We start from the raw sequence: 15,026 nt of genomic DNA, 5'->3' as shown, positions 1-15,026 counted from the left end.
TGCGATCAAGCTGGAACTCAAATTAGCAAGATCTGAGCGTGAGATCGTTGTCTGAGCGTATCAATTTTTTTCCGTGCCGTAGATTTCTCGCTCTACCGGTTGGTGTTGACCAAAGAGTTTCAACTTGCGTGCCGATCATGTTTCAAGGGTACTATCCTTTTTTAGCCCAGCTTCCCTTTAGAGCTTCCGGGCATTCGCTTTCCTCAAACTCTACCGAAAAAAGCCGCCGCAGCTGTTGCGAGCTGCGACGGCAGTTTAGCGAGCCAGGGATCGGAGTGGAGGCCCGCTAAGGGCGCGTCGAAAACTGCGGGTTCCAAGCGCGTCGCGGTTTGACGTTTCACATCAATGCAGGAGGGGGGAGGCATAGATTGAAACGATAGACTCACGTCATGAAGAACCTCATTTGCGTAGTGATCGCCCCATTTAGTTCCTGTTAAGGTTCGCTGTGTTGGGTGAGGTTGCATTAGCTAGTTTTCAAAACCTGAACTCAAAGCCAATGTTTCCGCCAAAGGCGTAGTCGTCAGAACTGCCGCCCAGTCCGGTTTCGGCGATAAGTTCGCCAAACACGCGCGTTCGGCTTGACAGTTCGATATTGCCACCAAGGGCCAGCGCGACGGCGTTCTGGCCACGCTCCGTCAGCACCGTGTTCTGGCCGAAGGCCACCGAGGTTTCATCGTCGAATGCGTGATAATAGTCGATCTGACCATAGAGAACTGAGTAGTCTGAAAAAGCGCGCTCTGCACGCATCCCGAACCGCGCTGTTAGAGTATCACCATCTACCAATGAGCCGGTTTGACCACCGCCTGCCAGATCCGCAACATCGTCCATGTCAATATCGCTGTACATCAGCTGTAATTGCGGAATGAGCGTCAGCCCGTTTTGCATCGCAAATGGTTTACCGATCTCGACAGATATCCCGTACCCGCTGCTGTCGGTGTCCACAGACTCGCCCCCGTTGGGGCGAGTGGTGCTATCAAAATACCCATAGCGAAGCTGACCGTCGACATAGAGTAGACTATCCGCAACCCAAAGCGAGCTGAGTGTCGCGTCATAGGCGTCGGTCGAGACATCGGCACTGGTCAAAGAAGTGCTTATGTCGGTTGATAGGCTGCTTACACCAAACTCGAGCCCACCAAACACTTGCCCACCCGCGACTTCACCCAAGGGCAGACCGGCGCCAAATCGCAAGCCGCCGCTGTTGGTTGTTACATCCCGGCCACCGGATTCGTAGTGGTCACGCTGTCCCTCGGCCTGAACCCAGACCAAGGGTCGCGTGGTCGATGTCAGTTTGTTAAGCGAGCGACTGACCGTATTGGCTTCAGTGCCGCTGCTTCGCGTTGCAATCCGAACACGCTGCAATGCACTTGAAAAGGCCATGTGATCGCTCGCTTGCTGGGCACTTGCAGCCAGGAAATCTCCACCAGGATTGCCATTCACACCACCAGGTGTTCCCGGGCGGGTAAATGGCGTCAGAACGAATGCTCCGGCGGCGGCATCGTATTCCAGTACGTAGGAAATGGTGCCATCGCTGATCGCCTGTGCGCCGCTATTTGTAACGAAATCCGCATCAACAAGGCGAAAATCGGTTTCAGTGCTGGAGCCCGACACTCTGACAAGCGTGAACTCCTTTAAACGACCATTGCCGCTGCCTATCTTTTGCACCCCTAAGCCTTGACTGGCCCCTGCGCTGTCACCGTCCACTTGCACGAAATCGTTTGCTCCGTTGGTGAAATTCACATCCAGTTCAATTGTACCGCTGCCTGACAGATTCCGGCCAAAGAACAACTCGTCACCGGCAACGGTGTCAGAAACCGAGATCAACCCGTCATTTAAAACACTGCCGTCCAAAAGATATCGGGTCACATATCCTGCTTGTGCCCGTAGGTTGCCAGTTGCTTGAACAGTCAGATCACTCTCAATGACTGATCCGGGCAACACATTCATGATCGCACCACTGTCAATCTCAATCGTGTCAAACTGATTGGCGAAGAATGAGGTTATTCCCAAATCGGAATCATTGCTTAGCTTCAGGTGTTCCCAGTTCATAAACGGATCGAAGTCAAATCGGCCCGATACCCCCGATAGCGTCAGGTGATCTTCGGTACCGTCGCCGCCGTCAATGCGCGACGGTACACTGATATCCGCAGCCCCTTCAACTATCAGCTCATCCCGGCCGCCGCCCAGCACAACATCACCAAGAACGATAGATCCGTTCTCAACCGTCACCCGGCTGTCGCCTTCATTGTTCGTGATCGCCTGACCGGAGCGCGAAACAACCGTCGCACCACTTAGAATGTCGATCGTAGACAATTGTCCGGCTAAGGTATCAGCAGCGATTGCAACCCCACCTTGGCTATCGATCGAACCCAGAACCGTGATCGCCAAGGTCCCGGTACCATTGTGCCGTGCGGCAATTCCCGGTCCTCCGCTGGTTATCAAGCCAAGTGCGGTAACCGTCATGTCATAGTCGGTGGTTGCAAGAGAAATCGCGCTTATGCCTTCTCCGTTTGTGCTGTTAATGATCCCGGCATCAATCCGGACATCACCACCTCCGAAATGAACCAAGCGAATACCGGCCAGTCGGCTGTTGACTTCTCCTGCACTTATTTCCACGTCACCGGTTCCTCCGGTGTCTGTCCTCGTGAAGATTCCGTGGGTGTTTTGACCGGTCACATCTCTGGTGTTTATCCGAACTCCCCCGGACCCTCCTTGCCTTACAAAGATCCCTGCGCGTCCAGCCCTGATAATGCCATTTGAAGTAATCTGAATATCGCCCGAAAAACCAAGTTGAACATCCGCATCTATTCCATTGGAGTTCGAGCCCAAGGCCGTGATTGTTGAAGCGACCCCATCGGTGAAGTTGATCGCGCTACCAGTTAAATCAAAAGCATTGTTGCTGGGATAACTGTTGATGTTCAGATCGAAACCCCCCTCGGTTGTTACGATGACTGGTCCGTTTCGATTGATGTAGACAGGGATATCAGAGGCGGGGTTTGCTCCTCCGTTACAGAGAAAACTACCAGGGGTAGCGGTCCCCGAGCAAACACCTGCATGAGCAGTTCCACCGCCAAAAATAAGAGCCAAGCCAAGCACACCTGATGCGGCATGTCTGCCTAGTCGCCCAAGTAACGGTGCAAAACTGGCCACCCGACCCTTGTGTTTTGTCATACGCCCTCCCCGCAACAGATATGATGACTGATATGCGGGTGTGATGTTTGTGATGTTTTTCTTCAAAGTTCCGATCCCTAACTACTTAATTTGCAACCAGGAATTGCCATGTCGTTAGAAATGCACTCGGGGATTATCCCGAATTTATTTCCGGTAGTTTCAGGTGATACGGGCAGCCATTCTTTCAATTCCAGCTGCGAATTCGCACTGCGTTGAATGCTGAACCAACGCAAACGCCTTCACCTGCCAAAACAATTGACAATTCAGTATTCGACTGACAAGTTTGCGGTTATTAAGCCGCTGAAATCGTTAACGAAAATAAAGTGCGCACCTATTTACACCTTTAGCGTGTAAAAATAATACGGCTCGAATGCGGCAGATCACTGTCTCCACGTCTCAATCTGATTCTTCGTAAATCGGCTAAATCAAATGCCGGATTACTGTTGAAGAAACAGTGAAGCCAAGTTTCTGCTCGGTTTGGGAGCGCATCTATGGCTCAAGTCCGCACGGCAAAGGCAATGTGGTCAGAAAGTGGGTCAATCAACTCTGATTGGAACTGGCGATTCAGGGATCGCATCTAGTATTTGGTCATATACTGGCGATGGGTCTTGAGCCTAGAATAAGCTGATGGTTTCAATCGAAACGGGACCAAAACTTACAATTGAAATTCCCAAGGTCGCATAACCCAAGTTTCTCAGACAGCTAACGCGTTGTACCGTGTCGTACCCGGGTTCGTTTCTAACCAGTATCAACTATACCAGATTTGTGACTTGGATTTCGCCCGTGCCAAGAACCTCAGATGGCTTAAAGCCAAATTCGTTTTTGAAAGCACGCGTAAAGTTCCCGGCATCATAAAAGCCGAAACTCTCCGATATCCGGCGTACGGCTCCGCGTTTCGATGTCGTGCGCTTGAGTGTCAACAAGGTGCGGTGCAATCTTCGTTTTATGATATAGGCTTCTACACCGCCGTCAGCTTCGAATAGACGGTACAGGCTTGCGCGGGATACCGCGAATTCGCTTGAAAGCTTGTTGGCGTTCAGCGTCGTGTCAAAGATGTGTTCGTCGATATAAGCGTCAATCGCCAGCCTACGGGCGCGTGAAACATTGCCCCGATTGACGTCTTTTCGATTGGTCAGAATAAGGTCGCGAACCAGATCTGTTACTTCTTCAATAGCGTCAGGCACGTCATTTGCGGGCATGTAGGGCATACGCTGGACTACATTCTGCAGGGCAGTTCCAATAAGCGCGCCTATTGATGAATCCAATGAATGAAACAGGTGCTCTGTGTGTTTAGAAGGATCAAACCCGACAGCTTCAATTGGGACGTAGAGGCCCGCTGTAGTCGCATCTTCCAAGGTATCTCGATACTCGCTACCCGAATGCATATGGGTCGTCGAAACTTTGAATTCTGATCGGTCGCCTGAAGTATGGCAGTGCTCGACCCCCGAATACAGGATCTCAATCGCGAAAACGTCATTTAGTGAATGCTTGTTGGGAATGCGAGAAAAGGCAAGGCCATTCCACGTTCCGGCGGAAAGGGCAAAACTGTCTGCGAACCACATCTTTTGGTCGATTTTCACTCGCTCGAGATCTGTTGCCAAATCAACATCAAATCCCTCGCGATTGGTGTCCAAGGCGAACTCCATTTGCTCTTCCAGTGAGCACGAAGAAGTCATCGTAAACACTGGAACTGGGTCATGGCCCTCTTGGGCAGGTTTTCCTGTGCTGGTCACTTGCGTACAAATGCTCCATCATGGCTAACCGATGTAACAAAACTCACTCCGCTCGGTGCCGAATGTGACATAAGCCAGTGTGTCGTTGTTTAGTGCCCCGGCGCTGGTGGCATCGTATGGATCAATACTCCCGTGCCATTCCTCAACATCAGGACACACCATCGGTCAGCTTCTAAACTTAACATACACCTAAATGAGTATTTTTAGAGTTTGTTTCAATTATGGCGAAAATACAAACGGGTTTGACGTGTATGTTTCTCGGGAACATGACCGACCAATTGCAGGTCGATCCGTCCAACTCCGATTTCTGAACTAGGAGTTGTCTCGCATTCCGCGGGCTAAGTTGAACTAAAGCGGTTCTGATGTAGTCCATCTCGACGACCTGCCTGATGGCAGATCAAGGGCCGCCCACCCAATAAGGTCCAGAAACTACAGACACTTTTGAGGTAAAGATCGAGGTCATTTCCTCAGTTGCAGACTGAGACGCTGTGACAATGAACGACCCGGATTGAATTGTTACGTCTTGGATCAAAATGAGTGAGCCGAGGTTTGCTCTGAAGAACAAAAAACGGGTACGTTACATGAAACCGATTTCAACGATTTCGCATGCTTTTGTCATGTCCGGAACACCCTCATCCCTGGTTGTGATGTTCACGGTTTTTGGTTGGTCGCAGGCGCTGGCAGATGAATGCTACTTCGAATCCGACGTGACCACCTGGCGGTGTCAGGGCGATCTCACTTCGTTCAAAGAAGAAGATACGGACGGATCCGATACGGCAGGCGGTGACTACTATGGTATTCATATGGATCAGCAGACGGATTTCCTGACCAATGAATCAGACAGTGTGAACTATGGCCTCTGGTTTACGTCCACAGGCAAAGAAGGTGAGAACCACACTGACGACAGTACGAGCGGTCGCGAACTTGAGATCGTCGTTGACGGTCAAAACGGTGACGAGACTTATGGCATACAAGTGACCGGGAGCGTCGTTTACTCGACCAGCACAGGTGGAAAAGGGCACAGCGGAAACGACAATGGCAGCGACACCTCGACCTCAACTCATGAAGGTGGCGATGGACGCGACGGTGGAGCCGGTGGCCCGGTTTTGTTGTATTGGGATTCTGGTCTCATGTCGGGCACCGACGTTACCCTCGGGACCTATGGCGGAGATGGTGGAGAAGGCGGTTCGGGAAAGTCTGATCTAGGTAACGGCCATGGCGGTGAGGGTGGAGCCGGGGGAAGTGGTGAATCGATCACGCTCAGCATTGGAAAAACACAAGGCGTTGATACCGATATTCAACTTTTGTCGGTGACTGGCCAAGGTGGTGAAGGCGGCCATGGCGGTGAAGGCTTTAGCGTGTTAAAGACCGCAACCGGAGGTAAAGGCGGCGTCGGTGGGGCCGGTGCCGACATCGATTTCACGCTCTACAATTACCTGAACAACGAACAAACTGGTACGCAGACCTTTCTGGCCTTTTCATCCATCGGCGGCGAGGGTGGCCATGGTGGCAACGCAAGTGGTGATCTGGATGATAGCAAGGCTGGAAATGGTGGAACCGGTGGCGATGGCGGTGACATCAATTTCGATGCAAGCCAGGGGTATATCATATGGAATGATCACTATTCTGTTGAGCCGACTTTTCTCTTTAAGTCGCAGGCCGGGCACGGTGGGTCTGGTGGCGATGGAAGCAATGGTTACAAAGCTAGCGGAGGCGACGGAGCCGAGGGTGGTGTCGGCGGAAATGTGATTGTTGATCTAAGCAATAGCGGCAACCAAATTGAAAACTACCATCAACCAGTCATTGTGTTGCAATCATTGGGTGGCAGCGGCGGCGATGGGGGCGATGGCAGTGGCGGATTGTCGAGTGGGAAATCCGGTGGTGGCGGCGGCGGCGGCGGTGCCGGCAATGTCAGCCTGGATTTCAACGGATATCTAGGTGCTGGTTCCTCGGACAGCGAGGTCTATGGTTTGGTCTTGCAATCGGTCGGCGGGCTTGGTGGGGTAGGCGGCTCAAGCTCTGGCCTAGACACTTATGGAGCTAGCGGGCAGGCAGGAGGAGCATCCGCCGGAGCGAGTTTGACCCTCTATGATGAAGCGAACATTGTCACGAATTCTGACTATGGCGTTGCTGCTTATGTTCAATCGGTTGGCGGCGGAGGTGGCATCGGCGGCTCGGCCGACGGGATTGTCGCGCTAGGTGGCGATGGATCAGCTGGCGGTGACGGTGGCGCGGTGTCCTTCACCGGTCGTGGTGCCGTAAACACCAATGGTGACAACGCGGATGCGATAGTCTTGCAAAGCCAAGGCGGCTCCGGTGGAGCATCGGGATCTTCAACCGGACTTGTTGCCATTGGCGGCGATGCGGGTTCCGCCGGTGATGGCGGCGCGGTCACTATAGATCTTAACGGAACGATCGGGACCATAGGTGCATATTCTGATGCTTTGCACGCCCAGACAATCGGCGGCGGCGGTGGTCGAGGCCATTCTACCAGCGGAATGACCTCAATTGGCGGTACTGGCGGCGACGGTGGTAATGGTGGCACCATTAATGCCACCCTAAACATGGCCGTGGGGTCATCCGGTGGAGCGACTATCTCTTCCCAAGGCGAGGATTCCGACGGAATCTTTTTGCAGAGTGCCGGCGGTGGCGGCGGATCAGGGTCGAATTCGATCTCGGTCGGCGCAGAGTTCTCCTCTGCGATTGGTGGCAATGGCGGAGCTGGTGGCGATGGCGGGGCCATCGCCGTGGTCGGTACGGGAACCGGTGCTGTTGAAACCCAGGGTGACCACTCCACCGGCATTTACATGCAATCGATTGGCGGTGGCGGCGGAGATGGCGGATACGGCATTTCGGCCAGCGCAGGTGCAGTGATTGATATGTCCGTAGGTGCCGGTGGCGATGCCTCAGCTGGCGGTGACGGCGCTGCGGTGTCCTTTACCGGGGCGAATGGTGCCTCGGCCATGACAAGCGTGACAACTGCAGGAGATCATTCTGCAGGAATCCATGCCCAATCGGTCGGCGGTGGCGGCGGCACTGGTGGAATGTCCATTTCTTCTGCAAATTCTTCAAACATTGCGGCCAGTACGTCTATTGGCGGTGAGGGCGGAACCGGCGGTGACGCCAGCGCTGTGACGGTGAGCAGTGCCGGTAATGTGGCCACGTCCGGAGACAATTCCACCGGCGTAAAGGCACAGTCTGTAGGCGGCGGTGGTGGGTCGTCCGGCATCTCGATTGATGCCAATGCCGTTTCGGACATCAGCCTCTCAGCAGCAGTTGGACGTGCCGCAGGTAGTGGTGGATCTGCTGACACGGTTTCCGTGGATATCACTGGAACAGCTGCAATTTCATCCACGGGTGACGCCTCGGATGGTGTTTTCGCACAAAGTGTTGGCGGCAATGGCGGCAATGCGGCGCTCGTTGTCGCAGCAACTGGTTCGTCGACAGCTGATGCGGACTTGTCTATCGGCGGAGCCGGTGGCGCAGGTGGCGATGCTGGCAGTGTTTCGGTTTCCATGGATGATACCACTGCGGTTAGCACAGAAGGAAGTTCTGCAATCGGGATCAACGCGCAATCAATCGGTGGCGGTGGCGGCCACGGTTCGATGACAATTGCGGGATCCTTAACGAGTTCGGGTGCAGTGAACCTTGCGGTTGGAGGAACAGGTGGCGGCGGTGGCGATGCTGCGGATGTGACTTTGGGAATAGCCAGCACGGTCTCTACAGCTGGAGACAATTCCATTGGGATCCTGGCTAAGTCGGTTGGCGGCAGCGGAGGCAGCGGCGGTATCTCGATCGCAGGAGACGGTACATCGACCGGAGCAGCCACAGTATCAGTCTCAGGAAACGGTGGCGGAGGGCACAAGGCTGGGAATGTCTCTGTCTCCACGGACAACCTCGTGCAGACTGCAGGAGATCATGCAACTGCTGTCAAGGCTATGAGCGTTGGCGGCGGCGGTGGTAGCGCTACTGCCGCGATCTCGGGCACGACATCCTCGATGGGGCAGGCTCAGGTCACAGTTGGTGGTGAAGGTGGCGGCGGCGGAACCGGCGGAGATGTCTCGGTTGAACAGTCGGGCCAAGTGCTAACTTCAGGTGACTATGCGGATGCAATCATGGCTATGAGCCTTGGCGGCAGCGGTGGCCATGGTGCGTTCTCCGCGGCAGGTAGCCTGAGCGCGGGAGAATACTCTGCGCAAACCGGCGTTACTATTGGCGGTGCCGGTGGGGGCGGTGGTTCGTCAGGTACCGTTACGGTCGCAACTTCTACATCTACGGTAAACTCGTCGAACCTGATTACGACCTACGGCTATGCTTCACGGGGTATTCTTGCCTCGAGCGTTGGTGGAAATGGTGGATTCGGTGGTTCGTCCTATTCGGGTGCACTCACGCTCAGCTCTGACGCTGGAATGCAAGCCGATGTCACAGTTGGCGGGGACGGAGGATCAGGCGGCGTTGGCGATGATGTGAGCGTTGAAAACACGATCTCGATTGTCACCGCTGGCGCTTATTCTGACGGGATCATGGCAACTTCAATTGGTGGTGACGGCGGTTATGGTGGGAATGCTGTTGCTGCTGCGATCCAAATGGCCGAGAGCAGTAGCGCAAACTTTGAAGCTGCCGTAGGCGGGTCGGGTGCAGGGGGCGGAACTGCAGGTGACGTTTCCGTAACGAATTCGGCCGCCGTGACAACAAATGGTGTAGAGTCGCACGGCCTCTATGCCCAATCCGTCGGTGGCGGAGGCGGCCGCGCTGGAAACGCAGGGACTGCTATTTTCGATTATACCTCAAGCCAACAAGGCACCACCGACAAGACGGGTAGCGTCAATGTTGGGATCTCGGTTGGCGGCAAAGGAGGAAGTGGTAACCATGGCGGTGATGTCACGGTCAACAATACCGGCAGCATCAAAGTGGGTTACGAAGAATATGACGATGACGGTAACAAGGTGGCGGACCGCATTTCTTACGGTATTTTCGCGCAATCCGTTGGAGGTGGGGGCGGTGACGGAGGCTCCGTTTCGGGTTACAATCAAAGTGTTGTAGGGGCCTGCACCTTCGACAAGGCGGTGCTGCCAAGCTCGGTCACGTGTGCCTCCTCAACCGATGAGGATTCACCCAAAACAACCTATTCGGCATCAGCCAGTGTCGAGATCGGTGGCAACGGATCAAACGGCGGCGATGGTGGCGCGGTTGTCGTAGACAACGCTGCAACGATCGAGACAGAGGGCACTGAAAGCTACGGCATCTTTGCACAATCGATTGGCGGCGGCGGCGGCAATGGCGGCGGTGGTTCGCTCGGCCTTGAGTACGTTCTACCGGATGCCACGGCAGACGAAGTTCTCGGGTATATCTCGGCTGCAGCAGGTCAAGGCTTTAGCAACGTCCGTTCTTTCAGATCCGTTTCCGCGATAGTTGGTGGCCAAGGGGAAAGCGGTGGTGATGGTGACGCCGTTACTGTGACCAATTCCGGTTCGATCTCGACCGCAGGATTTGCAGCAGATGCAATCCTTGCGCAATCCATCGGCGGAGGCGGCGGCAATGGCGGCACCGCGTCGACGGGTGCGGGTAGTATTGGTGAGTTCGCCGTTGGTGGAACCGGTGGAAATGGCGGAAATGGCCATACGGTCGAGGTTGAGTCGACAGGTTACATCGCTACCACAGGAATTGATGCAATGGGCGTCTTCGCTCAGTCTGTAGGTGGCGGAGGCGGTCGCGCAGGCGCTGTTGCGCGTGCGTTGACTGGTGAATTTGGCGTTGATCTGAACGTTGGTATTGCCGTGGGGACAGCTTTGGTCGCGGGCGACGGTGGCGACGGCGGTGAAGTCGACGTTACAATTGGAAATGCAAGCAACGGGTCTGGGGGAATATCCACGACCGGCATTCGCGGACATGGCGTTTGGGCTCAATCGATTGGCGGTGGTGGCGGTGCGTCAAGCTGGGGCGGCTTGATTACCGATGCTGAAAGCGAAGCCATATCTTGGGCCGGTGGTGGAGCAGACAATGGTGCAGGCGGTGATGTGAATGTCACGGTGAATGCACCTATATCGGTCTCGGGTGCCGGTGCTGTGGGTGTTTTTGCTCAAAGTGCCAGCGGAGCGGATGTTGATGCCGGCTCCGCTGGTGGTCAGGATGCAGGTGATGTGACCTTGATCGTGAATAGCGATATCACCGCGACCGGAGTGGATGGCCGTGGCGTATTTCTGCAAAGCGATGGCTATGATGGCGATGGCGCGATCTCGTTAACGGTCAACGAGGGGGGATCGATCACCGCCAGCGAAGACACGACAGAAGCCATTCTTTGGGGAATGGGGAACAGTGACAACAGTCTTGTCAACCATGGCACCATAAAGCGGTCAGAAACATTTTCCTCGGAGGGTGTTACATATGGCTATGCGTTGAAGAACCATGATGGCGAAATGGCTGTGGACAACTACGGCATCTGGGAGGGCTCAGTATCGCTGGTTGCGACAAAGGGAAATGGTTCTGCCACCGAGAATGCGTTTAACAACTATGAGGACGCATCGCTTGGTCTTGGAATTGTTTTCGATTTAGGGACAAGCACGTCACAATTGACCAACGACGGCACTATGTCAGCCGGGTCAATCGGTAGCGTGGGAGGAACCCTGGGCGATGTGGCCACCACTCAGCTAACCGGTTCAATCACACAATCTGATACGGGATCTCTTTGGGTTGATTTCGACTTTGACAGCAACTCTGGCGATTTGATCTCTATTCAGGATGGCCCTGCGACCCTTGCAGGGACTGTCGTGGCCAACCCGGTTGATCATTTGCCTATCAATAGCGCGACAGGAAGCATTGAGATTGTCCACGGAGCAACTACTGTGGAAACCACCGATCTGACTGTTAGTGACACCGCTATTGTCACCTATAGTCTGGCAAAGACTACCAGCAATGGGGAAGATATTCTTTCGCTAAATTATGATGTTAACTATGCGGCCTGGGAATCTGAGCCGATAAGTTCTGGGGTGAATGACACCCGAGATACTACGCGTTCTCAGCCCAGCGTTTATGCCTCCAATCCAAACCTAAATTCGGTTGCAGGATACCTAGGTAGACTGGCAGACGCACGAAACACCGCTGTCGCGTCGGGCAGCGATGAGTTCGCAAATGTGGATGCATTTGTTTTCCCGTTACTTGCCGTCGAAACAGTTGAGGAAGTGGTCGAGATTTACGAGCATGTCGCCAGTGCAGATGTCTTACGTTTGTCGGACGCGTCATTGCGAAGCTCATACCGGTTTTCAGAGCGTCTGATGTCTTGCCCAGAAGCAAATGAAGACGGGCAGATTTCCTATTCGCATGAGGGAACTTGTTCATGGTTTTCCTTTGGTGGCCTGACGCGAAATGCGGACGCAAACAATGGCGATCTTTCATTTGATGAAAACACTTGGAGTATCGCAGGGGGTGCTCAGATTGAGGTCTCGGATGGATGGTTCTTGGGCGGTGCGTTGTCCTACGAAGGCGTGAACTACAGCACATCAATTTCTTCTGGCGATGGCGACCGATACAACGTCGGTGCGGTCCTCAAACGCGAAAACAAAAATCGTACCTATGCACTTTCGCTGTCAGGTGGACGGGGCGACTATAGCCTGACCCGAAATGGTCTAGACAGCTTCAGCGTGTCGCCGACTGAAAACGATATCTCCAATAGCTGGCTGGCGCTACATGGGCGTGTTTCGCAGCTCTTTGAACGGTCTGGTGGCTCATTCATCGAACCTTACTTCGACCTTGGCGTGACGTGGGTAGGACAAGATGGGAGCGAAATCGGTGGATCGCTGCCGTTCAGTCTTGATATTGGTTCTTCATCGACAACCAAGTACTCGATAGACCCAGGTGTCGAATTCGGATGGGATCTTGAAACCAAAAACGGCCCGATGGATATGCGCTTTGGCGTTGGCTACCTGGGCATTTTTGGCGATGACTTTGAAAGCGACGTCTCGGCAGTTGATCACGCCGCAACTGCGGGGACCTTCAGGTCGACATCGAATTATGACGATCAGTTCTTTGAGCTAAAGGCACGCATTGCAGGCCGGATTGGCAAGCAGACAACTCTGAAACTCTCGGTTGGCGCACTATTGGGTGAGAATGAACAAACATATGGTGGTGACTTGAGGCTTTCATACCTGTTCTGACTTGCTGATAGAGTATTGCGCCTTTTTCCGTCTGGGTGGATTGGAAAGGTATAAGGTGATCTTCGATCGTCTCGGCCATGAAGGAGTGCTACGAAAAGCACATGCTTACAACGAAAGCACTTGAACCAGTTATGCCTAGAGTTGAAGGTTGAGGGCGGTGGTTTTCGCATTTTCCAAAGAGTTTTGCTGCTTATGGTCGGATTGATTCAGCTCGCAGAGACGCGCCCTGCAATTGTTGCATTCGTAGCCCAAGGTATGTTGTGGGGAGCAATTGCGGCGATGGTACCCGGATTTGTCGAACTGACGGATCCTACGGACACCGAACTTGGGATCGCGTTTTTGATATCAGCCATTGGCGGTGTGGTTGGGATGCTGGCGGCACCTTTGGTCGATCAGAGGCTCAGAGCCTATTCCATGTCCATCACAACATGCTTGGCGGCACTGCTCCTGCTTATTCCCGGTCTGCTGACTTCGATATGGTGGCTGGCTGCAACGTTTTTCTTCATATCATTTTGGATTGGCCAAAGTGATGTGCTGTCGAACGCGCGTGTTTCCGAAGTTGAAGCACGTCGCGAGCAACCACTTATGGCGATGACCTGGTCATTCTATTCCTTTTCGTACGCAGTCGCCGCCTTCATGGCTGGTCTGGCTCGCGAAGCAGGGTATTCGACTTTTTCCATCTTGTTCGGGATTTGCGTTCTCATGTTAGCTTTGTCCTTTTGGATGCGCGCAGAACCTGCGAAAAAGATCAAGGATAGTGTGATTGGCCGTTCAAGGTTGGGACTTGTATTCGCAATGGCGTCAGCGATCATCTTTATTGAATACCTTGCCGGACAACCCACTAGCGACTGGTCAGCATTGTTTATTGAGCGGGATCTGGGCGGCGACCCAGGTGAAGGATCTTATGCTCCAGCACTGGCTGCTTTGGCCAACGGTATTGTACTGCTTACCGGGAATTGGCTAGCGCAACGAATAAAGTCGATTATCGTACTTGCTACCGCGGCTACTGCAGCGGCAATAGGCCTCGCGATCGCAGCAACCGCCTCTGTACCCACTCAAGCCTATGTTGGTTTTACGATGGCGTCACTTTCTCTTGCATTGATTTCACCCTTTGCACTTACCATCCTCGGGCAATACGTGTCCGACAATCACCGTGTCTTCGCGATTACCCGAGCTTCTGCAATAGGGAACATAGCTTATGTTGTTGGTCCAATACTCATTGGCTTCACATCTGACAGCATCAATCTAGCCTCGGCATTCTTGGGAATTGCAGGGCTGGTCACGCTCATCCCCTGCATCTTGGTTCCCTGCATAGCGCTGGGCGCAAAGACATCATCGCGGCAAGTGTAGTATTTTGGGCTATTAAAAGGCTCGAATGTGATGTTGAACTGCAGTCAAGACGTAGTCTCTGGCAACTCAAAACAGTTTTTTTCGGAATTGATATAGGCAACGGCCTCGTTAATCATCGCTTGCGCGTGCTCGGCACTCTTTGGCTCTACAATCAAAGTACCTGATATGTACTGGGCAAGCTGCGCCTCTAATTGATCTATCAGATCAGCTGCCAGCCAAATTGGATAGGCCTTAGGATCAGTTAAATCCAGGATGCCTAAGTTGTGCAACTCAACCGCGTGTTGCCGCAACCAATAGGTTGTTTCAGGCATGCATGGTTCTCCTACTTATGCACAAGCGGCTGCGGCTACAGTTGTGCGGTGTCTCCGGGATTCTCTAAGCTTCTTTTTTCACTGATTAACAAACGCACTGACCATCAAGCTTTTCACCCGGAGACAAGAAACATGTAGTGTAGTGCTATCGTGAATTCTTTGGAATCGTGGTCAATTTCTTTGCTGCTGTTGTCAGATTAGTTGACTGAAAATGGGATAGCTCCAATTCCAAGCGTTGACGATTTGAATGGTTTGCGCTGGACTACGGACTCCCGTGAAACAAAGAACAACCTAGTGAACATAGGGTAGGTCCG

Annotated in this window: 5 protein-coding genes; 2 read left to right on the top strand and 3 right to left on the bottom strand. The window is 53.5% G+C overall.

Annotation, left to right across the window (positions count from 1 at the left end; all coding sequences use genetic code 11):
• Window positions 1–474 precede the first annotated feature (474 nt).
• Both AC2FIP_RS04745 and AC2FIP_RS04740 read right to left on the bottom strand, forming a co-directional pair.
• Window positions 475–3,168 carry an autotransporter outer membrane beta-barrel domain-containing protein gene (locus tag AC2FIP_RS04745; protein ID WP_496785352.1) on the bottom strand — a complete coding sequence of 898 codons (2,694 nt, stop codon included), beginning with the start codon at window positions 3,166–3,168 and terminating at the stop codon, window positions 475–477.
• A gap of 752 nt (window positions 3,169–3,920) precedes the next feature.
• Window positions 3,921–4,814, bottom strand: coding sequence for a helix-turn-helix domain-containing protein (locus AC2FIP_RS04740; protein WP_496785350.1), 894 nt, complete (start codon window positions 4,812–4,814; stop codon window positions 3,921–3,923).
• Window positions 4,815–5,482: 668 nt separating this feature from the next.
• Between AC2FIP_RS04740 and AC2FIP_RS04735 the strand changes: the two genes are divergently transcribed.
• Window positions 5,483–13,051, top strand: a complete 7,569-nt coding sequence (locus tag AC2FIP_RS04735) for a hypothetical protein (protein WP_496785349.1) — start codon at window positions 5,483–5,485, stop codon at window positions 13,049–13,051.
• A gap of 192 nt (window positions 13,052–13,243) precedes the next feature.
• A complete protein-coding gene (locus AC2FIP_RS04730; RefSeq protein ID WP_496785348.1) occupies window positions 13,244–14,401 on the top strand; it encodes an MFS transporter in 1,158 nt (385 codons plus the stop codon).
• Between the two features lie 44 nt (window positions 14,402–14,445).
• Here AC2FIP_RS04730 and AC2FIP_RS04725 read toward each other — a convergent pair whose 3' ends face one another.
• Window positions 14,446–14,712 (bottom strand): hypothetical protein, encoded by a 267-nt coding sequence (locus AC2FIP_RS04725; protein WP_496703642.1) that lies wholly within the window; start codon window positions 14,710–14,712, stop codon window positions 14,446–14,448.
• Window positions 14,713–15,026 lie beyond the last annotated feature (314 nt).

This window comes from Ruegeria sp. CDSB114, assembly GCF_059611025.1.
This window is presented reverse-complemented; position numbering and strand designations above follow the sequence as displayed.